19 protein-coding genes are annotated in these 19,985 nt (G+C 45.6%); 8 read left to right on the top strand and 11 right to left on the bottom strand.

Annotated features, from left to right (window positions below; all coding sequences use genetic code 11):
* Nucleotides 1-241 precede the first annotated feature (241 nt).
* Nucleotides 242-1,849 (bottom strand): hypothetical protein, encoded by a 1,608-nt coding sequence (locus AAHN97_RS10330; RefSeq protein ID WP_343307524.1) that lies wholly within the window; start codon nucleotides 1,847-1,849, stop codon nucleotides 242-244.
* A 162-nt stretch (nucleotides 1,850-2,011) separates the two neighbouring features.
* Here AAHN97_RS10330 and AAHN97_RS10325 point away from each other — a divergent pair, with 162 nt between their 5' ends.
* The 3 genes from AAHN97_RS10325 (at nucleotide 2,012) to AAHN97_RS10315 (ending at nucleotide 4,196) form a co-directional block, all read left to right on the top strand.
* On the top strand, nucleotides 2,012-2,941 hold the full coding sequence (locus AAHN97_RS10325; protein ID WP_343307522.1) for a DUF6607 family protein: 930 nt from the start codon (nucleotides 2,012-2,014) through the stop codon (nucleotides 2,939-2,941).
* 124 nt (nucleotides 2,942-3,065) lie between these two features.
* Nucleotides 3,066-3,365 (top strand): thioredoxin, encoded by a 300-nt coding sequence (gene trxA, locus AAHN97_RS10320; RefSeq protein ID WP_343307521.1) that lies wholly within the window; start codon nucleotides 3,066-3,068, stop codon nucleotides 3,363-3,365.
* Nucleotides 3,366-3,407: 42 nt separating this feature from the next.
* Complete coding sequence (locus tag AAHN97_RS10315) at nucleotides 3,408-4,196, top strand: transglutaminase-like domain-containing protein (RefSeq protein WP_343307520.1); 789 nt, start codon at nucleotides 3,408-3,410, stop codon at nucleotides 4,194-4,196.
* On the opposite strand, the gene AAHN97_RS10310 is transcribed toward AAHN97_RS10315, so the two are convergent.
* The 6 genes from AAHN97_RS10310 to AAHN97_RS10285 all read right to left on the bottom strand — a co-directional run bounded on the left by AAHN97_RS10310 (nucleotide 4,193) and on the right by AAHN97_RS10285 (nucleotide 11,483).
* Nucleotides 4,193-5,380, bottom strand: coding sequence for an erythromycin esterase family protein (locus tag AAHN97_RS10310; RefSeq protein WP_343307519.1), 1,188 nt, complete (start codon nucleotides 5,378-5,380; stop codon nucleotides 4,193-4,195). The genes AAHN97_RS10315 and AAHN97_RS10310 overlap by 4 nt on opposite strands.
* A gap of 23 nt (nucleotides 5,381-5,403) precedes the next feature.
* A complete protein-coding gene (locus AAHN97_RS10305; protein WP_343307518.1) occupies nucleotides 5,404-6,120 on the bottom strand; it encodes a LytR/AlgR family response regulator transcription factor in 717 nt (238 codons plus the stop codon).
* Nucleotides 6,117-7,184 (bottom strand): sensor histidine kinase, encoded by a 1,068-nt coding sequence (locus tag AAHN97_RS10300; protein WP_343307517.1) that lies wholly within the window; start codon nucleotides 7,182-7,184, stop codon nucleotides 6,117-6,119. Before AAHN97_RS10300 ends, AAHN97_RS10305 begins: the two co-directional genes overlap by 4 nt.
* A 167-nt stretch (nucleotides 7,185-7,351) precedes the next feature.
* Nucleotides 7,352-7,789 carry a DUF3276 family protein gene (locus tag AAHN97_RS10295; protein WP_343307516.1) on the bottom strand — a complete coding sequence of 146 codons (438 nt, stop codon included), beginning with the start codon at nucleotides 7,787-7,789 and terminating at the stop codon, nucleotides 7,352-7,354.
* Between the two features lie 164 nt (nucleotides 7,790-7,953).
* On the bottom strand, nucleotides 7,954-9,750 hold the full coding sequence (locus AAHN97_RS10290) for an ABC transporter ATP-binding protein (protein WP_343307515.1): 1,797 nt from the start codon (nucleotides 9,748-9,750) through the stop codon (nucleotides 7,954-7,956).
* Nucleotides 9,751-9,785: 35 nt separating this feature from the next.
* Entirely contained in the window at nucleotides 9,786-11,483 is a 1,698-nt protein-coding gene (locus AAHN97_RS10285; RefSeq protein ID WP_343307514.1) for a chloride channel protein, read from the bottom strand.
* 90 nt (nucleotides 11,484-11,573) lie between these two features.
* Between AAHN97_RS10285 and AAHN97_RS10280 the strand changes: the two genes are divergently transcribed.
* Complete coding sequence (locus AAHN97_RS10280) at nucleotides 11,574-12,227, top strand: Crp/Fnr family transcriptional regulator (protein WP_343307513.1); 654 nt, start codon at nucleotides 11,574-11,576, stop codon at nucleotides 12,225-12,227.
* 38 nt (nucleotides 12,228-12,265) lie between these two features.
* Here the strand turns inward: AAHN97_RS10280 and AAHN97_RS10275 are convergent, their stop codons facing one another.
* Nucleotides 12,266-13,195, bottom strand: a complete 930-nt coding sequence (locus AAHN97_RS10275; RefSeq protein WP_343307512.1) for a phosphoribosylaminoimidazolesuccinocarboxamide synthase — start codon at nucleotides 13,193-13,195, stop codon at nucleotides 12,266-12,268.
* Between the two features lie 83 nt (nucleotides 13,196-13,278).
* Here AAHN97_RS10275 and AAHN97_RS10270 point away from each other — a divergent pair, with 83 nt between their 5' ends.
* Together AAHN97_RS10270 and AAHN97_RS10265 are read left to right on the top strand one after the other, a co-directional pair.
* Entirely contained in the window at nucleotides 13,279-13,533 is a 255-nt protein-coding gene (locus AAHN97_RS10270; RefSeq protein WP_343307511.1) for a hypothetical protein, read from the top strand.
* A gap of 14 nt (nucleotides 13,534-13,547) precedes the next feature.
* On the top strand, nucleotides 13,548-14,237 hold the full coding sequence (locus AAHN97_RS10265; RefSeq protein ID WP_343307510.1) for an MgtC/SapB family protein: 690 nt from the start codon (nucleotides 13,548-13,550) through the stop codon (nucleotides 14,235-14,237).
* Here AAHN97_RS10265 and AAHN97_RS10260 read toward each other — a convergent pair whose 3' ends face one another.
* The 3 genes from AAHN97_RS10260 to AAHN97_RS10250 all read right to left on the bottom strand — a co-directional run bounded on the left by AAHN97_RS10260 (nucleotide 14,238) and on the right by AAHN97_RS10250 (nucleotide 17,655).
* The gene (locus tag AAHN97_RS10260) at nucleotides 14,238-15,158 is read right to left on the bottom strand and encodes an EamA family transporter (protein ID WP_343307509.1); all 921 of its coding nucleotides are present in this window, start codon (nucleotides 15,156-15,158) and stop codon (nucleotides 14,238-14,240) included.
* A complete protein-coding gene (locus AAHN97_RS10255; RefSeq protein ID WP_343307508.1) occupies nucleotides 15,155-15,784 on the bottom strand; it encodes a CGNR zinc finger domain-containing protein in 630 nt (209 codons plus the stop codon). The genes AAHN97_RS10260 and AAHN97_RS10255 overlap by 4 nt, the downstream gene beginning before the upstream one ends.
* A gap of 251 nt (nucleotides 15,785-16,035) precedes the next feature.
* On the bottom strand, nucleotides 16,036-17,655 hold the full coding sequence (locus AAHN97_RS10250) for a hypothetical protein (RefSeq protein WP_343307507.1): 1,620 nt from the start codon (nucleotides 17,653-17,655) through the stop codon (nucleotides 16,036-16,038).
* A gap of 105 nt (nucleotides 17,656-17,760) precedes the next feature.
* On the opposite strand from AAHN97_RS10250, the gene AAHN97_RS10245 reads away from it, so the two are divergent.
* Together AAHN97_RS10245 and AAHN97_RS10240 are read left to right on the top strand one after the other, a co-directional pair.
* Nucleotides 17,761-18,648, top strand: coding sequence for a decaprenyl-phosphate phosphoribosyltransferase (locus AAHN97_RS10245; protein ID WP_343307506.1), 888 nt, complete (start codon nucleotides 17,761-17,763; stop codon nucleotides 18,646-18,648).
* Nucleotides 18,648-19,979 (top strand): FAD-binding oxidoreductase, encoded by a 1,332-nt coding sequence (locus AAHN97_RS10240; protein WP_343307505.1) that lies wholly within the window; start codon nucleotides 18,648-18,650, stop codon nucleotides 19,977-19,979. The genes AAHN97_RS10245 and AAHN97_RS10240 overlap by 1 nt, the downstream gene beginning before the upstream one ends.
* The last annotated feature ends 6 nt before the right edge of the window (nucleotides 19,980-19,985 follow it).

Genomic DNA, 19,985 nt, shown 5'->3' with positions numbered 1-19,985 from the left:
GTTTTCTTTTGTGGAAGATATTTTCGCCTGCAGGAGGTTGCTGAGGCCTTGCCCCGCGCAATAGAGGGCGGAGTTTTTTTGTTTTAGGGAGATGTTTTTTGTAGAAGATATTTTCGCCTGCAGGAGGTTGTTGAGGCCTTGCCCCGCGCAGCAGAGGATGAAGGTTTTTATTTGCTAATTAAATTCAATAAAAATAAACCCCGCCGATTGGCGGGGTTCTTTATTTTAGACAAGTACTTTTTTAATCCAGTGCTTCTCCCCTTTCTAACTTCTCAATATTTGCCTTTGTATCTGCATTTGGTTCAAGGCTTTTCAGCTTTTCAAATGCTGCTGCAAGCGCAGGTGACCAAATTTCTTTCCCCCATTTACCCAGCACGCGCAGGGAAAAATTACGGTGCCTGGTTACACGGCTGTTCAGGGTGGCTATGAGAATAGGTTCTCCTTTGCCGGGATGCCTTTCTAAAAAGGGTAGTATGAAATCCAGTGATTGGAATTTGGAATAATTGGGGCCAAGGCCGAGTATATCTTCGGGGCCGGTGGATAATTCATCTAAAGGGATGGTTTTAATCGCCAGGTCTATTATTTCATCCACATGGGGCTCCATGTATTCGTTAAGTACATCGTACCAGAGCGAGCCTTCATGCGGACTGGCTAAAAGGCGCTTCCAGTAAACATCCCATACATCCAGGCCTAATAAGCGGGCGGCCTGTTTTCCACTCCAGTAAGTGGTGTTATCCGTGCTGTTTAAAGCTTCCCATGTTTTCTCTTCCCAGTCCAGCCGGTGCAGGATGGCGGAAATATCGATCAGGCAATTGGAGATAATATCCTGCGTCCATCCATTCTCAGCGTGGTCCGTCATATCGTCCTGGATGTCCTGCAGCAGGTTAAAGATGCTGCTTAATACAATGTAGTTGCCTACTTCCGTAGCATGTTCCTGGGAATGCCTTACATACTGTTCAATGACGATGGAGGCAGATGTATAGTTGGAGATATCTTCAGCCGGGCCTCCTGCAATAAGTGCTTCTATGATCTCACCTGCAGCGATGTACATGGCGCGGTCTATTTTCTCCAGGGAAAGTTTTTCATCCAGTTCTCCATGCACGGCACAGGTATAAGCCAGGTATTCATACATGATGTCGTTCTTATACCCTTCCAGCAGCAGCCAGTCTTTTATAGCTGGCTGTGTAACCATATTGGCCAGCCTGTCTACCGACTGGATCTTTCCCCAGCCGTTCACTTTTTTAGAAAGCTCCCAGAGATCACCTTCCGGATCATCGGACAAGTTGATGATGGCGATGGTGGTATAAAGGGTAAATTCATCATGCAGCCCCAGGGTTTTAATTTCTTCCAATACATTTTCCCGCTGGCAAACACCCAGGATGGCAATGCCGAATTTTACGGCATTGCGGTTAGTTGCTTTAAAGGAAAGGTCCTGCGCAAAGGGGAATAAGTAAGGTTCAATGGGAACGCTCAGTTTGCCCATTTCTTCCAGTACGGGATCAATGAGACTTACGATATTATCATTACTGGCGATCAGTTCATAGATCTTCAGATCGCTCTTTTTATCCCCGTATTGGGCAAACCGTTTAATGATGGAAGCCAGCTCGTTGATTTGAGCAGTGGATTCTTCCGATTCGCTGTTACCAAATAAGGTATCGCTCAGCCCGGCAGCAAAGCGGAGATCGTTCTCCCCTTTCTTTTCGTCAGGCAGTTCCTCTGCAGATTCCTTTAGTTTTCCGGTAGTGTCTATATTGCTGCTAATGAACTGATAAATAGACTGTTCATTACGCCATTCCTCAAGAATAGGTTCTTCGTTCGTATTGAAAATATTCTTTATCCAATCCCTCATACTATTGGTCGTTTATACCCAAATATAATGGCCCTGGTCCGATTAAAATAATTATTAGCCTGTTAAGGGAAAATGACCTTTTCCGTTTTGCGTAACTCTTTTTCCCGAATCCGTAAGAACGGCAAACTTGTCCAGCCTACCTTGCTTAAACAAAACCCGATAATGAAAAGACTTTTTCTATTCGCCGTGGCTTTTATTACACAGCAAAGCATGGCGCAGCAAAAACTATCACAGGATAAAGCGGCCATCAAAAACATGTGCGGCTGCCACGAAGTAACTTTCGAGTATACGGAAACATTCCCTGCGGACAGTACTTATAAACCCAAAGGATATAAAAAGATCACAGATGCGGTGGAGTATATTACTGTAGCAGAAGAAAGTGATAAACGTATTGTATTACAGCATCTGCTGATAGCAGAAGGTGATGTGATCAAACACTGGACGGAGGATTGGCAATATGAAAACCAGACCCTGTTAGCCTTTGATAAAGACAATACCTGGAAAAAGATCCAGTTGCCGGCAGCACAGGTAAAAGGGCAATGGACGCAGAAGGTATTTGGTGTGGATGATGAGCCCCGTTATGAAGGTTCCGCTACCTGGGTTCATACAGATGGCCGCCACTACTGGGAAGCAGCCAGCGATGCTCCTCTGCCCCGCCGTGAATACACTACCCGCAATGATTATAATGTACTGCACCGCATTAACCATCATGAGATCACTGCTACCGGTTCTGTGCATGAGCAGGATAATAAAAAAGTAGTAAGAGCAGATGGAAAAGATAAAGTGATTGTACAGGAGAAAGGTGTGAATACCTACGATCGTACAGACGAAAGCAAATGCGCTGCTGCAAAGGCCTGGTGGGAACAGCATAAAGCGTTCTGGGCTTTGGTGCGTAAGAGCTGGGATAAACTTTATGCGGCAAATACTTCTGTTGTTCTGCAGAAAAAAGTGAACAATGAACCATTGTACAAAGCCATGAGCACGCTGGAAAAGAAAGCTTTCGAGAAGGAACTTACCGGCGCAGCGCTGGAGAAAGAGATTGCTGCCACCTTACAGCAGTTTGCGGCAAATAAGGATATGGGATTGAAGTAGTTTTGCGGTGAATGCGAATATCAAATAAAACCATTTTCTTTTTTTAACGTAAAGAAGGCCTCCGGTATTCCGGGGCTTTTCTTATTATTGGGCACTGAATTTGTGTCCCTTATATAAAAAAGCCATGGCAACTACCTTCTCAGAAATGATCAACAGCAGTAAACCGGTTCTGGTAGACTTTTTTGCCACCTGGTGCGGCCCCTGTAAAACAATGGAGCCGATCCTGAAGAATGTGAAAAGCGAGCTTGGAGACGCTGCCAGCATCATCAAAATAGATGTAGACAAGAACCCTGCAGCCGCGCAGGCTTACCAGGTACAGGGCGTACCCACGCTGATATTGTTTAAGGAAGGAAAGATCCTCTGGCGGCAATCCGGTGTGGTGCAGGCGAAACAACTGGAGCAGATCATCCGGCAGTATGCCTGAACTTTCACATCGCTTCCCTTTTAAAATCACTATTTTGCATACATGCTCATACAAGCCTCCTGTTTGCTGGACCTTACCTGCGAAACCCCGGTCCCTACCACCTTTATGCTTCGTGCAAAAAGCGGCGTTGGCCAGTTTGTGATCAAAGAAGAAATGCACACCAGTCCCTTCTGTACCATGACGGAATTCACGGACAATTACGGAAACCTCTGCCAGCGTATAGTATTACCTGTAGGCAACTTTCGCATAGAAAGCAGTGTGCTGGCAGATTGCGCGGATACAATAGAAGTAGATCATAACGCGGGCTGGACGGCGATTGAATATCTCCCTGATTTCATGCTGCACTACCTCCTGCCCAGCAGGTATTGTGAATCTGATAAAATGGCGGACCTGGCTGCAGAGATCACAAAACATGCAGGAACAGGTTATGAACAGGTAGCGGCTATTTGCCAATGGATACAAAATAATATCCGTTATCAATATGGCACTACCAACAGTTCTACTTCCGCATGGGATATGCTCTCTGCTAAAGTTGGTGTATGCCGGGATTTCTCGCACCTGGGTATTTCCCTTTGCAGGGCATTGGATATTCCTGCCAGGATGGTAACAGGGTATCTCTTTGGCTTAAAACCAATGGACCTGCATGCCTGGTTTGAAGTATATCTTACCGGGCGCTGGTATTGTTTTGATGCCACGCAAACGGAACCCAAAGGCAGGCGGATCACGGTAGCATATGGCCGTGATGCTGCAGATGTTGCTTTTGCCAGTCACTTTGGGCCGGTGCGCTTAAACGAGATGATCGTGAAGGTAAACGAGTTTGTACCAGCCTAAAGACTAATAGCCGCAGTGGTTTTATCAATATAGATCAGCCAGTCAAACAGATCTCCCAGCTTTCCCGGTTTTTCAGGGAACTGGTATTCCGAAGCATATACCCCCACAGTCCTGAACTTTCCTTCTACCGATACTTTTTTCAAGGGCAGCAGGAAAACAGGGATCCCTGTTTGGTGCAGTATATACTCGGCTGTTCCGGGGCCTGCCGGGACCAGTGCATTATCAGTTCTCATATTCCCTGCTTTGTCAACTACTGCCCGGTAAGTGCCTGTGCTGGTAGCAAAACCGATACTGGTATAAGCCCGGCCATAATGCCGTTTTAAGTTTGCGCCCATTGTATTGAACTCCGATGCAAAAATATGCTGCCGGCCGATATGACCATTGTGCGCCCACAGCATCATCTTCTCCCCGGGATGCAGTTTGGTAAGATGTGTAACATTCAATGCCATCATGGAATCCCGGGTGTTTAGCCCCAGCAGGAATTCCTTTGCATTGAACTGATCCATTGCTGCTGCAATGTTATTGATCATCCAGGTAGCCTGTTCCCAGGCAGTGTCAGGTACAATGGCTGGTTTGGGAGGCAGTGTTTGTAAAACACTGTCTACGATCTGCTCCGCCGCATGCATGGCATCGTTGATGCTGTCTATTCCTTCTCCATCGTAATCGGTGATCGGGGTGAAAATATGTGTTTTGTATTGTGCTTCAAATGTCCGCAGGGCACGTACATAACTATCCATCTGCTGGGTATCGAAACCAGCGAAGGTGAGTTTGCGGGTATGCTGTGCATTGTAATCTTTCATCCATTCTATCAGGTCTATCAACTCCGTTACCTGCCATACAGCATGAAATTCGTCTTTCAATATCTGCCGGGGATCTCCCTGGCCGGTAAGGATATAAGTGTTGATCAGGTTGGCGCCATAGATACCATCCTCAATGGCAAACACCGTATACCCCATTTCTTCTGCCAGGAATTTAAATACCTGGTGTTTCATGGTAAAACATTCATGGGTGCCATGAGTGGCTTCTCCCATACCAACTATCTGTGTACCTGCCAGCGCTTTTTTCAATGGTTTAAAATCCCCTGTTCCATTTAAGGGGAAAGCTGCCCGGCGAATAGACTGGGCCATAGTAACAGAACAAAGCAGGCATAACATGGCCATTAACGATAGGTACATTCGTTTCATACATAAACTATTTTAATAGATCATCAGATACCGCGTAACTCGCGGAAGAGAATGGATTGCCGCCTGGACACAGGTATTTTTGTACCGTCCGTTAATTCCAGTTGCAGCATATATTGGTTCAGTGCAATGATATGTTGTACGTGTTCCAGGTTTACGATATGTTTACGGCTGGCCCTGAAAAAGTATTGAGGGTTCAGGCGTGATTCCATTGCTTGCAGGCTGCGGGCTAAAAGTGGCGCATGTTTTCCGAAACAGATGCGTGTATAACTTCCGGTTGATTCCAGCAACCGGATGTCTCCCAGTGGAATAAACCAGCAACGTTCCCCGTCTTTCACAAAGATCTTTTCCCGGAGCTCAGGGTATTGCGCTGTTTGTTGTACTGCTGGTTTTGTGACCTCCTGCAATCGCTCCAGGCTTTCAGCCAAACGTTTTGAGGTTACCGGTTTCAGCAGGTAATCAAGGGCATTTACCTCAAATGCTTTGATAGCATAGGCATCGTATGCGGTGGTAAAGATAACTTCCGGTACCGTTTTCAATTGTTCCAGCAGTGTAAAACCGTTTGCTTCCGGCATTTCAATGTCGAGGAAGATCAGCTGCGGAAGGGTACGTTCAATGAGTTGTAAGGCTTCCGCCACATTAGATGCTTCACCTGTGATGGTAATGAAAGGGAACTGCTGCAACACCGCACGCAGGTCTTTCCGTGCCAGTCTTTCATCATCTACGATCACTGCTTCAATCATACCCTGGGTAATTTTACGGTAGCATGTACGGTATGCTGCCCTGTGTTACGGATAGAGAAAGTAGCTTTATCACCATACAAAAGCGCTAAACGTTTAATGGTTCCCGTTATACCAAAACCGTTCTGCAAAGTATCCTCAGCTATCTTCCCGGTATTTTCCACATGAATGTAATAATGTTTGTTCTCCATCTGTGTTTTGATCCTGATATCCCCGCCTGCGGCCTTTTGGGAGATACCATGTTTGATGGCATTTTCCACGAGGGTCTGTAATAACATAGGGGGCATGGATTGCTCATATGCGGCGGGATCAATTTCATATTGCACCTGTAAGCGTTCTTCAAACCGGATCTTTTCAATAGCCAGGTAATGCTGTACAACTTCCAGTTCCTTTGCAAAGGAGATCTGCTGCTGATGTTCCACCAACATGGCGCTTCTGAGCACTTCTGCTAACTCTCCCACTGCTTCCTGTGCGCGTAGCGGGTTTTCAGCGATGAGGCTGCGGATGCTGGTCAGTGCATTAAACAGGAAATGTGGGTTTAGTTTAGACTTCAGTGTATCCAGCTCTGCCTGTTTCAGGCGGTTCTCCGCTTCAAGTGCCATCCGTTTAAAGCGGCTTTGCAGGAGGCTGAAATAAATGATCACCCAGGCCCATACTATCAGGTGCCATACCAGCCAGATAATACCCATGATCACCATGAAAGTGGTAGTTCTGCTGGTGAATGTTCTGGCGGCATCCATGGATACCATGAACTTGTTCCAGCCGCCGGCTATGATGATCTCATAGGTAAGAAAGGTAGCAGTGATGCCCAGCGAGGTAAGTAAAACACTGAACCATAATTTCAGGAATAGTGACCCAAAGCGGTACCGGGCCAGGTTTTGTTTGCGCAGGTACAGGTGCAGCAGATGCGTATAAAAAATACCGCTGAGGATGGCGCCATAGAATTCCCCGTCAATGAACACATCCAAACGGAAAGCAAAGCCGTCAGTACGAATGTTGTTATAGAGATAAGTGAAGGAAAGCCATCCCACAATCTGGTATATCCAGTAACGGTAGCGCATATTCATACAAGCAAAACTAAGCGATGCATTTTAATGTTGCACGATGAACCTGATCGAACGGAATATTTGGGCATTGAATGGAATATTTTCTTGTCAGGCATCTTTAAAATAAAAAACCCCCGGGAGTATTCCGGAGGTTTAAAAGAGTTCTTATTTGGTTGACAGGGAATGTATTACCATTTGTCCACATCCTCGCTGGATTGAGCGGGGGCTGCTATTTCCACTGCTTCTGCAGGTGCAGATACTTCAGCGCGTGGTCCGGCAGACTCAGTGCCTTCTCCACCATCCTGCTCTTCTTCACGATTTTCTGAGTAGTCGTGATTGTAAGCATCAAAATCGAAGTCTGGCATCAACTCAGTTTTCACATAGTTGATGGTTTCTGTTAAAGCGTTCAGAAACTTATTAAAATCTTCTTTGTACAGGAATACTTTGTGCCTGTCGTAACCGTTGTCGTTGAAACGTTTTTTACTTTCTGTGATAGTAAGAAAGTAATCGTTACCCCGAGTTGTTTTTACATCAAAGAAATAAGTTCTTCTTTTACCCGCTTTCAATCGCTTGGAAAAGATGCTGTCGTTGTTTCTTTCCTGTTGATTGTTGTTTTCGTACGCCACAGTTGATAGATTTAAGTGTTAACGAATCAAATCCTGTTTGAATGATCAATAATCAACAAATATACTATTGTTTTACAAATATCAAAATATTTTTAAATGATTTTGAAAAAACATCTTATATTTCCCGTAAACCTTGATGGCAGCGACATACAACGGAGTGAATACTACCCATTTACACGCTCTTCTGCCCCGGTTTGCTGCCTGGCATATAGCTCTGCATAATATCCGTTAAGGGCAATTAATTCATCGTGTGTTCCGCTTTCAACCATCTTCCCCTCGTCCAGAACGATGATCTTATCAAAGGCAAATAAGGAGAAGATCCTATGGGTGATGATGATGGCAGTCTTATCTTCCAGATAGGCATACAGGTTACCTATAATCTCCTTTTCCGTACGGGCGTCTACGGCAGAAAGGCAGTCATCGAACAACATAATATGGGGGTTGCGGATCAGGCCGCGTGCAATTGATACCCGCTGCTTCTGGCCACCACTGAGAGTTACGCCCCTCTCTCCCACTATCGTGTTAAAGCCTTCGGGGAACTGAAGGATGTCCTTTTCCACGGAAGCCTGCCTGGCAGCCTGCTGTACGGTTTCCTCTGCAGCCGTTGGTTCGCCGAAGCGGATATTATTACTGATGGTATCTGAGAACAGGAATACATCCTGTGGTACATAACTGATCTGTGTCCGCAAACTGTTGAGTTTCAGGTTCCGGATATCTTCCCCATCCATTTTAACCTGCCCGCTCTGCGGATCATACATCCGGATGAGTAACTGAGCCAGCGTGCTTTTGCCGGCACCGGTACGTCCGATGACGGCAATTTTCTGACCGGGTTTGATCTTCAGTTCAAAGTTCTTCAGGGCCTGGATGCCGGTATGCGGATAAGTAAAGGATACGTTTGAAAAGTGGATCTCCCCTTTAAGGGTGATCTCTTTAGCACCCGGTTCATCTTTGATCAGCGGCTTTTCGTCCAGGAATTCATTGATCCGCTGCTGTGATGCCGCAGCCCGCTGGATCATAGAAGCCACCCAGCCAATGGAAAAGAAAGGAAAGGTGAGCATGTTCACATACAATACAAATTCCGCCAGGTTACCTACTGTGATATTCCCATTGATCACCTGCATGCCGCCGATGAAAATGGTGAAGATCACACTCAGCCCTATCATCAGTCCCATAGCGGGTTGATAGAGGGCATCGGTTTTAGCAAGACTGATAGAACTCTGCTTATAAGCTTCGCTGGCTTCCTCAAAATGTTTAGCGCTGGGCTCTTCCTGTACGTATGATTTGATCACCCGGATGCCGGAATAGTTTTCCTGTGCAATGGAGGTGATATTGGATAACTGGGATTGAATGCGTTCGCTTTTCCTGTGGATCACCCGGTTCACAAAGTAAATGGTGATGGCCAGCAAAGGTAGTGGGGATAAAGTATAGAGGGTGAGCCTGGGGTTCACTTCCCACATGAGCCAGATGATCATTACCATCATAATAACGGTACGTGCGGCATACATGATGGCAGGGCCTACGTACATGCGTACGCGGGAGACGTCTTCCGTGATACGGCTCATGAGATCACCCGTGCGGTTCATTTTAAAGAAGTTCAGGTCCAGGCGCTGATAATGCTGGTAGACCTCGTTTTTGAGATCATATTCAATATACCGGCTCATTACAATGAGGGTCTGCCTTTGCAGGAACATGAAAAATCCGCTTAACAGGGCCAGGCCCAGGATAGATACCCCATAGAAAGCCAGGCTTTGGGAAAAGGAACTTCTGAAAGCATCTTTCAAACCTGTATCGCTGATCATGGGATAGTTTTTCAGGTTCTGTTCCAGGAGATCAAAGATCTGCCGTACGAGAACGGGCTGGAAAACGTTGAATGCAACGGATACAGCGGTGAACAACATACCAAGAAGGAAGCGCCATTTATATCGGACGAAGTACTTATTTAAAACTGCCAGGTGTTTCATAATGCTTTACAAATGTAGGCATTGATCCTATGCGGTCAGTTTTTCCCTTTAGACTTTAATATCTGCCGCCCCTGCAGGATCAGTTTAAAACCTCTGCGTTTAATGGAAATGGCCCGCTGATATGCATCATTGTCCCTGCGGTTTTGCCGGTAAGCATTCAGGATCATCTGCGCATCGAGCATACCCAGAACTTCTTGTTTATTCTCTTTATTCACTACGGGCAGGGAGTTGATGTTGTAGCGGCCCATGATGTCGATCGCCAGGCCCAGCCTGCTTTCGGGGTATACATAAATGGTCTGGAAATCCGTCAGCCGGCCCTTTTCCTGTTTTTCCATCACCATTTCCACAGATAGGTTCTGCAATACATCCGGCTCATATTTATCCGGGGTATGAACGCCCCTCCGCTGAATCTTTTCCGTCATAATAGAGCTCTTCATCATAAAAAAGGAAACGAAATAGGAAGCTGTGCAGGCACCCAGCAAGGGTAACAGCCCATGTGGCTGCATGGTGCATTCAAATGCAAATACAATGGAAGTGAGCAATGCCCTGGCGGCTCCGGCAAACATGGCAGCCATTCCTATCAATGCACAGGTGGGCAGGTTGATGGAACTTTCCGGGAAAATGCGGAGCACCAGCATACCCAAAGCTAAACCTGTGGCCCCTCCTATGGTAAGCAAAGGAGCCAGCGTACCACCGGATGTTCCGCTGCCCAGGGATACAGACCAGGAGATGAATTTCAGAAAACACAGGCCTAATACCAATTGCAAAGGCAAAGAGCCGGACAGCAGATCCGTGATATTGGTATAGCCCACTCCCAGGGTGTAAGGTGCAAAGTAACCTGTTACCCCAACTGCCACTGCGCCTATGGCCGGCCACCACATCCAGTGGATGGGGAGTTTTTCAAACAGGTCTTCTATGAAATACACACTCTTGGAAACCACTGCTGCAATTACGCCGATCACTGCACCCAGCAAAAGATACCAGAGCATATCCTGGTAAGTGGGCGATGGAATTACCGGCATGGCAAACACCGGTACCGTATCAAATAAGAGATAGTGCATGGCGGCACCTGTGGCACAAGCTAATGCTACAGGAATAATAGAACGTGGTGAAAATTCAAACAGGAGCAATTCTATAGCCAGCAGTACGGCGGCAATAGGTGTTCCGAAAATAGCCGCCATACCGGCTGTAGCCCCGGCCGTGAGCATGATCTTCCTTTCGCTGGGAGTGATATGCATGATCTGTCCTGCAAAAGATCCGAATGCACCACCGGTGGCAATGATGGGACCTTCTGCTCCAAAAGGACCTCCGGTTCCAATGGAAATGGCGGCAGACAAAGGTTTGAGAATGGTGATAATTGGTTTGATACGGCTTTCGTTGGTCAGTACCTGCTCCATTGCTTCAGGAATGCCATGCCCCCTGATAGCTGCAGAACCAGTGCGGGCAATGATCCCAACCAGTAATCCGCCGATCACGGGGACGGCAATTACCCAGATGCCTAATTGATTGGCAGCAGGACCATGTTCCGCGAAAGAGAATTGTCCGTAAAAGGAAATATTGGTGATCAGGTTGATCAATGCCACCAGGGCCTTCGCCACAAATCCTATTATAATGGCGTTCAATACCACCTGTATACTTAAAAAGAATACCCGTTTAGAAACCACCCGTTCTTCCGTTATATGGATATCATCCACTAAGGAAGGTGCAACGGGAATCGACTCATCTTTGCTCATACCTGTATTATTTACCTGCAAAAGTATTGCATAAACAATATTTTAAAGGGATATTTTTCATAAATTTGCCTGAATTATATGATTTAAACAATGAACGACCATCCAAATTGCTTTTTGTGCAGACATAGTTTACCGGAATGGAGTGGCGCCATTGCCACCCATGCCACCATTGTCCGTTTCAAAAAAGGGCAGGTCATTTTCCAGGAAGGAGAATTGGCTACGGGTTTTTACTTTTTGCATGAAGGCAAGGTGAAAGTGCATAAGCAATGGGGAGAAGAAAAGGAACTGATCATCAAATTTGCCAAAGCGGGCGATGTGCTGGGGCACAGGGGAATGGAGCCACAACAGCTGAACCCGGTTACTGCCACTGCTTTGGAAGCAGGCAGTGCCTGTTTCATTACAGCGGAATTCTTTCGCACCACACTGGCTGTGAATAATGAACTCACCTACCAGATGATGTTATTATATGCACAGGAATTACAGGTAGCAGAACATAGTATGCGGAACATGGTGCATATGGATGTGAAGGGCCGTATTGCAGATGCACTGCTGAAGATCAGGGAGTTCTTTGGTACGGAAGTGATACTTACCAAACAGGATATTGCATCCTATGCCGGTACTACTTATGAGACTTTGTTTAAAGTATTAAATGAACTGGTGCAGGAACAGGTGATCACGGTTAATGGAAAGAACATCCAGATCAAAAAGGAAAAGAAACTAAAGGAATGTATACAGTATAGCTAAAAAAGAAAAGGGGAACATTGCTGCTCCCCTTTTCTTTTTTATAAACTTTTCAGTGTTTCGATGATCTTTTTCTCTGCATCAGCCGGCGCTACATCTTCTTTTTTGAATGTTTGCCCGGTGATATTTTCGAACAGCTCAATGTAACGATTGCTTACGCTTTCGATGAAAGCATCCGTCATTTCCGGCACCTGCTGGCCTTCTTTACCCTGGAAACCGTTCTCCATCAGCCATTCCCTTACAAATTCCTTGCTCAGCTGCTTTTGTGCTTCGCCGGCTTTTTGTTTGGCTTCGTATCCTTCTGCATAGAAGTAACGGGAAGAGTCAGGCGTGTGGATCTCATCGATCAGGTAGATGGTGTCGCCGATCTTACCGAATTCATATTTGGTATCTACGAGGATGAGGCCACGTTTAGCAGCTAATTCACGGCCACGCTGGAACAGCGCCAGGGTGTATTTCTCCAGTTGCTCATAATCTGCCTGGCTTACTAAACCGCTGGCTATGATCTCATCGCGGGAGATATCTTCATCATGCCCTTCATGTGCTTTGGTGGTGGGCGTAATGATCGGCGTGGGGAAATAATCGTTTTCCTTCAGGCCTTCCGGCATGGTTACGCCGCAAAGTACACGCTGGCCACTTTTGTAAGTACGCCATGCATGGCCGGTGAGGTTACCGCGCACTACCATTTCCACAGGGAAGGTTTCACATTTCAGACCTACGGTAGCACTTGGCAGGGGTACGGATTTTACCCAGTTAGGTACGATATCCTTTGTAGCATCAAGCATAATAGCCGCTATCTGGTTCAGTACCTGGCCCTTGTAAGGAATGGGACGGGGTAATACCACATCAAATGCAGAAATGCGGTCACTAACAAACATCACCATCCACTTATCTTCAATGGTGTACACGTCCCGAACTTTACCTTTGTAAAAAGCGGTTTGATTCGGGAAATTAAATGTAGACTCTAACATGCCGGATTATTTTAATAGATTACGTATTTTTTTGGTGCTGCAAAAATACGCTGACCAACGTTAACTTTACAAAGCATTTTTTTATGGAAGGGTCAGAAAAAATATATCAGCCTATAGATTGCGATTATTATGATCGCCTGGAAGCCTGGGCCACCATGCATACCATCTGCCTGCTGGTTTTCCGGGATGAAACCGGTAAGGAACAAACCGTTTCCGGCCGGATAGAAGATCTTTACGCTTTGAATAAAGTGGAATATTTAAGGATGGACAACGGGCTGCTGATCCGTTTGGACCAACTTTTGTCTGTGAATGGCACGCCTCTGCCAGGCGCCTGCTGATTAAATTACCGAGTATGCAAAAAATCCATGAGCTGTTGCTGGACCCGTCTTTCCAGGAAATAACCATTACCCGTTTGTTTATTGCCCTGTTGGCTGGCGCCATCCTTGGGCTGGAAAGGGAATTTCAGCGTAAAGCCGCTGGTATCCGTACGATTGCGCTTATTTGTGTAAGTTCTGCACTATTCACCATCCTCAGTGTGGAAATTGGCGGAGCTACCACGGGAGACCGCATTGCTTCCAATATCCTCACGGGTGTTGGCTTCATTGGAGCCGGTGTGATATTCCGGGGAGGATTTACAATAGACGGTATCACTACGGCCACGGTGATCTGGATCTCTGCAGCCATCGGTATGGCTATAGGTGTGGGAGAATATAACCTGGCCTGGGCGGCAGTGGGGATTTCGATCCTGGTATTGTGGGGCCTCACTTTCGTGGAAAAGTTCATCATGAAAGAAAGGGAACGGAAATACTATGCCATTAAATACCGGAAGGATTCCCTTACAACCGCTGAACTGGAGGCGATGTTTAACAGTAATCGTCTTATCGTAAAGCCACTTGCTACTACTAAAACCCGGGAAAACGAAATGGTTGTACTGGAAGGAAAATATGAACTAACTGGCCCAATAGCCAGATTAGCAGCATTAAACGAACTGCTGCTTAAAAACGAACACATCCTCCAGTTCGAAGTGGAACTAACGAAGTGATCAGTGTTTCTTTTTACTTTTACCCACCGTCATTAATACCACCCCGCCAATTACGATCACGGAACCGATAACGGATTGCCAGGTGAGTACTTCATCTACAATCAGCCAGCCCAGGAAGATGGCCACCACCGGATTCACGTATGCATAGGTAGCTGTTAAATGCGCAGGAGCATTATTTACCAGCCAGCTGTAAGCAGTATATCCGATCAGGGACCCGAAGATCACAAGGTAAGCAATGGCAGACCATGCCCTTACTGTCATTGTTTCAACTGTATGCCAATCATTACGTTCCAGTAAATAACTTAAAATTATACATGAAACCATACCCGCCAGCATCTGGATGCCGGATGAGGTAAATTGTTTGGGCGTATCCAGTCTTGGAGAAAGCAAAGAACCCAATGCCCATGCAATGGAACCAACCGTTAAAACCGGGATGGGCCATAAAGGATAAGACCTTGTTGTGCTACTGGCAGCAGAGAACAGGTGGAAAGGATCGAAAATATAAAAGAGGCCCACAAAACCTAATACCAGTCCCCAGAGCGTCATAGGCTTAGGGCGTTCCTTACTGAAAAAAGCCCAGTCCAGCGCAATGAACCATGCCGGCAATGCAGCAATAAAAAGGGCTACCAGGCCTGAGGGCATATATTTTACGGCCAGCGCAACACTTGAGTTTCCAATACCAATAAGCAATATACCAATCAGCACTGCATTCAGCCATTGTTTACGGGTAGGCATTTCCTTCTCCTGCCAGAAGCCAAAACCCAGCATGATGGTACCTGATAAAATGAACCGCATAGCGGACAGCAGGAATGGCGGAACTGTTTCAGTTCCTATTTTCATCCCTAAATAGGTGGATCCCCAAATGATATATACAAGCCCTAAGGCTATGATGAGCTTCGTTTTTTTGGAGCTGGTGGTCATGATGGTTTCTTTCGTTCTTTTTTCTTGCGATGATAAGCTTGTTTAACTTTTGAGACATCTCCACAGGTAGCCATGCTGCACCATTTCCGCGACTTGTTCTTACTCCTGTCCAGGAACAGCCAGTAACAGGACGGGCATTTTTTAAGAAGTGCTAACTCCTTGCCAGTCAATAATTCAGCTACACTTTGCAACATTAACCATGAAGGCTGCTCCAGTGCCGGACGGGTATAGATCAGCTTCATTTCCCTGGTGGTTTTATCAAAAAACAGCTCAAGGTAACTCAAAGCATTGGCAACCTGTGTACTCAATTGCTGCAATTCCAGCTCCGGCGGTTTGCCTTTTTCTATCAACTGGCTGAATACCCTGTAAAGCAATTCCCGGAGGGCGATGGCTTTATCGAATTCCTGGCGGGCCTGATCGGGGTATGCTTTGGCCAGGCGTTCTAAAACCTGGCGGGTTTTCGCCGGCATGAGTCCGAGGCGTTCACAGAGATCCAGCAGATCGCGGTATTGGCTGAGGTAGTCAATACCTGTTTCCTTACTTCGGTTGTCTTTTGTATTGACGAAGTTGAGACAGGCGATTCCGCCGTCCAGGCGCATGGTTTGTATGGTTTTAGCTTCGGACATCTGTAAATACTAACCGGCTAAACTGGTTTTGCTGGTTATACAAAGGTAGGCATAATGTACTGTTTTCCAAACCCAATGTCTGGCTTTAAAGAAAAGGGGTTATTTAATTGATAATGAGTACGTTAAATAGCAGCTTAAAGCACGCATTAATAGGGGTGCCTGATAGTATTTTAATCGGGATATAAAAGAAGAGTGCATGAAAAAGGCAGCCCATAATGTGGACTGCCTTTTATCCCGGGAATTGGGATCCCCTATCTTACGTACACTTCAATTGTTGCATTTGTTGGTCTCCTGGGCGCTAAGAAAGAATCCACCTGCCGATAGCTTTTTTTCAACTCATCCCTCAGGGCAAACGGGAAGAAGTTATTCAATGTAGGTGCGTATTCAAACAATACTACATCATACTTTTGTGTTCTGATCTTCTCCGTATATTCCATCAACTGCTTGTTAAACATCCCAACACCTAAATGATGCCATAAGGGAATATCCATGCCTTTTTCTTCCTTATAACCCATAGCTGCTGCCAGCGGCGTTAACTCAGTGAGGTTCAATAACTTTAACTCTTTTCCTTTGGTTTTAACTTCAGGTAAGAGTAATAATCTGTCCATACCATATACCGTAGAAGGTGGCATATAGATGTTTTTAAATACCGGAATGGGTGAAAAGATCCATTCAGAAGTTGAAACATCCGTTGTATCCAGGTTGATCATGAATGTGTTACGTGTAATTATGTTTTCTCCGCCAGTGCTTGTTATTTCTGCCGGAGGGAAGATGCGTGCCACTATTCTGTCCAGGTATTTATAGAAAGTACCTGACCACCAGAGCAAAATTAGCAGTCCAGCCAATACAAAGGGCTTAAAATCCTCCATTTTAAATTGAAGTAAACTTCCTAAATAAGTGAGGATAAAAGCAAATGCGAAGCTGTGAAAGAAGATATTGTTGTCTGGTGGCGTATAACTGGTTACCTGGAAAAGCGCTGCCTCTATGAGCATGCCCAGGGTTACAAGAATGAACAACATTTGTTGCTTATTCTTCCATAACCCCTTCCAGTTTCTCAAGGCCGGTACCAGTAAAAGTATGATCAGGAGGAAGTAAAATTTGAGCCACTGGGACCCCATCAGGATTTCATCTGCAAAATCCTTTACAGCCAGCCTGGAACTATGTGGTGCCTGACCGTGGTTGAACCAGTAACCGAAACCATAAGGGATAAATGGTAAAATGAAAGCACAGGCCACTGCGATGTAAAACGCAATAAAGCCAGCCAGTTCCTGCCAGCGTTTCTCCACAAGGCTATGATATCCAAGTATCCCAAGTGCAACCAAGAGTGCCAGGCCACCGCCATCCTGTTTGGTAAAGAGGCTCAGGAAAGTGAAAAAAGCAGCAGCAAACAATGTAAGCCAGCGGAATTTACCGCCTTTAAGAGAACAAAGTAAAAAGGCCAGGCCTACTAACTGGAAGATGATCACCGAGTTATTGTACCAGGGCCAGAAATTGGAAAAGGAATAAGAGAGTACATACAGCAATACAGATAATACCCTCACCCCAACCGGGGCGCCTACACTCCTTAATATAGAACGGAAGGCCAGGCCGCCAATAATATTCAGGAATACCTGCGCCTTTACCAGCGAGATCATGGAAGGGCCGAAAAGTTTAAAGAAGAACGCAGGCACCAGCCAGTAGGCAAAACCCAATGGCGACCCAAAATCCCGGAAAGGTAATTCCCCCTGAGAAATACGCCAGGCGCCTTCCCAGGAAAGGAAGATGTTTACACGGTAAGGGAATGTTACAAACAAAGGTACAAGGGCCAGCGCTATGATAATTAAACATTCAATGACAGTTGCACGGCGACCGGTAAGAAACGGTTCTTTCATGTTGGGGAGCATTTTATAAATAAAGTTATTGTGATATATAGCGGCCAAAAATAGTGACTATTCCTCAGATTCATTGTATCTTGCCTCGCATTAATGTTTAATCCCGTGCAATACTTAAAATTATTAAGGCCAAAACACTGGGCGAAGAATTTATTCCTGTTTATTCCGCTCTTTTTTTTTGGAGAGATCTTCAATGGGCAGAAACTCCTGGTGGTGCTGTATGGCTTTATTTGTTTCAGCCTGCTGGCCAGTAGTATCTATATTATAAACGACTACAGGGATATTGAGGCGGACAGGTCCCATCCCGTCAAAAGCAAACGCCCATTGGCGGCCGGCACTGTTTCAAAAAGCGCAGCACTGATCATCTTTGCTTTGCTGGTGCTTATTGGTTTTGGAATTGCTTATTCTATCGACCAGAAATTTACCTTCATTCTGGGCTTGTATTTCGTTCTCAACCTCGCTTACTCTTTTGGATTAAAGAATATTTCGATCCTGGACATCTTTATTGTAGCCATAGGATTTGTATTGCGGATCAAAGCAGGTGGTGCTGTTGCCAACATCCCGGTTTCTGAATGGCTGATGCTCATGGTGTTCCTGCTAGCCCTATTTATGGCTATTGCTAAAAGAAGGGATGATGTTGTGCTGAAGATAGCCTCCGGAAAGGATCTGCGGATTGCTTCCAAAGGGTACAATATGGACTTCCTGAACACTTCCCTTGCATTGGTTTCCGCTGTAATTATTGTGGCTTACCTGATGTATACAATGGACCAGGTGACTATGGCCCGCTTTAAAACCTACCGTCTTTACTATACCAGCATTTTTGTTATTGCGGGATTAATGCGATATTTGCAGATCGCATACGTAGACAACAATACCGGTTCGCCAACTTCTATTCTGTATAAAGACCGGTTCATCCAAATAACCATACTCCTCTGGATACTGAGCTTTTATGTAATTATATATTTACCAACGAATAAAAGTTTTTTTGAGTAATGGTAAAACAATTATCGAACTGGGGTAATTACCCTATATTGGATTGTGATGAAAGTTCATTCACCCAGGAAGAACAACTTACCCAATATGTTAACACCCACGACCACATTATAGCCCGGGGAAATGGCCGCTGTTATGGTGATGCCTCTCTTGGCGAACATAGTATTTCCACCCTCCGGTACGACAAGGTTTTACAATTTGACACCGAAAATGGCATTTTCGAATGCCAGGCAGGTATTACGTTAGACCAGGTACTGGCTATTACTGTACCCAGGGGATGGTTCCTCCCTGTTACACCCGGGACTAAATTCATTACCATAGGTGGTGCTGTAGCATCTGATGTACATGGCAAAAATCATCATGCGGAAGGTAGTTTTTCCAATCATGTGATCACAATGGACGTACTCACAGGTGTTGGTTTTATGAGTTGCTCTCCGGAAAACAATCCGGATCTTTTCTGGGCCACCTGCGGAGGTATGGGGCTTACCGGAATTATCACCAAAGTGCAGTTCCGTTTAAAGAAAATAGAAACAGCGTATATCCGTCAAAAGCAGATCAAAGCAGAGAACCTGGATGAGATCATTCGGCTTTTTGATGAATATAAGGACTATACTTATTCCATGGCCTGGATCGATTGCCTCAAAAAGGGTAAGAACTTTGGCCGGAGCATCCTTATTGTGGGAGAACATGCCACTAAAGAAGAACTCTCTGATAAACAGAAAGCTGCGCCATTGTTGTTACCGGACAAGTTAAAACTGACCATTCCTTTTAACCTTCCTTCTTTTGTATTGAACAATTTCACGGTGAAGGCCTTTAATATGTTGTACTATGCCAAGAACTATAAGAAGGAAATGAACGGTGTGGTGCCTTATGAACCTTTCTTTTATCCGCTTGATGCTATTCATCACTGGAATCGGGGTTATGGCAAACAGGGTTTTGTACAATACCAGTTTGTATTGCCAATTGACCGTAAGGAAGGACTGGCTGCCATCATGCACCGTATCAGTGATAAAGGCTGGGGTTCTTTCCTTGCTGTGCTGAAAGTGTTTGGCAAACAGGATGATCTCATCTCTTTCCCGATGGAAGGTTATACCCTGGCACTGGACTTCCCCGTGCGAAAGGGCCTGTTTCCTTTCCTGGACGAACTGGATGCATTGGTGTTGGAATATGGAGGAAAACTTTACCTGAGTAAAGATGCCCGTATGCAACAGGAAGTGTTCTGGAAAAGCTATCCTAACGCGGAACGTTTTGCCAACATCATCAATACCTATAACCCCGTTGGTAAATTCCGTTCCGTGCAGTCTGACCGGCTTTTAATAACTAAACCTTAAGCATCT

Source organism: Chitinophaga niabensis (assembly GCF_039545795.1).
Classification (GTDB): domain Bacteria; phylum Bacteroidota; class Bacteroidia; order Chitinophagales; family Chitinophagaceae; genus Chitinophaga; species Chitinophaga niabensis_B.
This window is presented reverse-complemented; position numbering and strand designations above follow the sequence as displayed.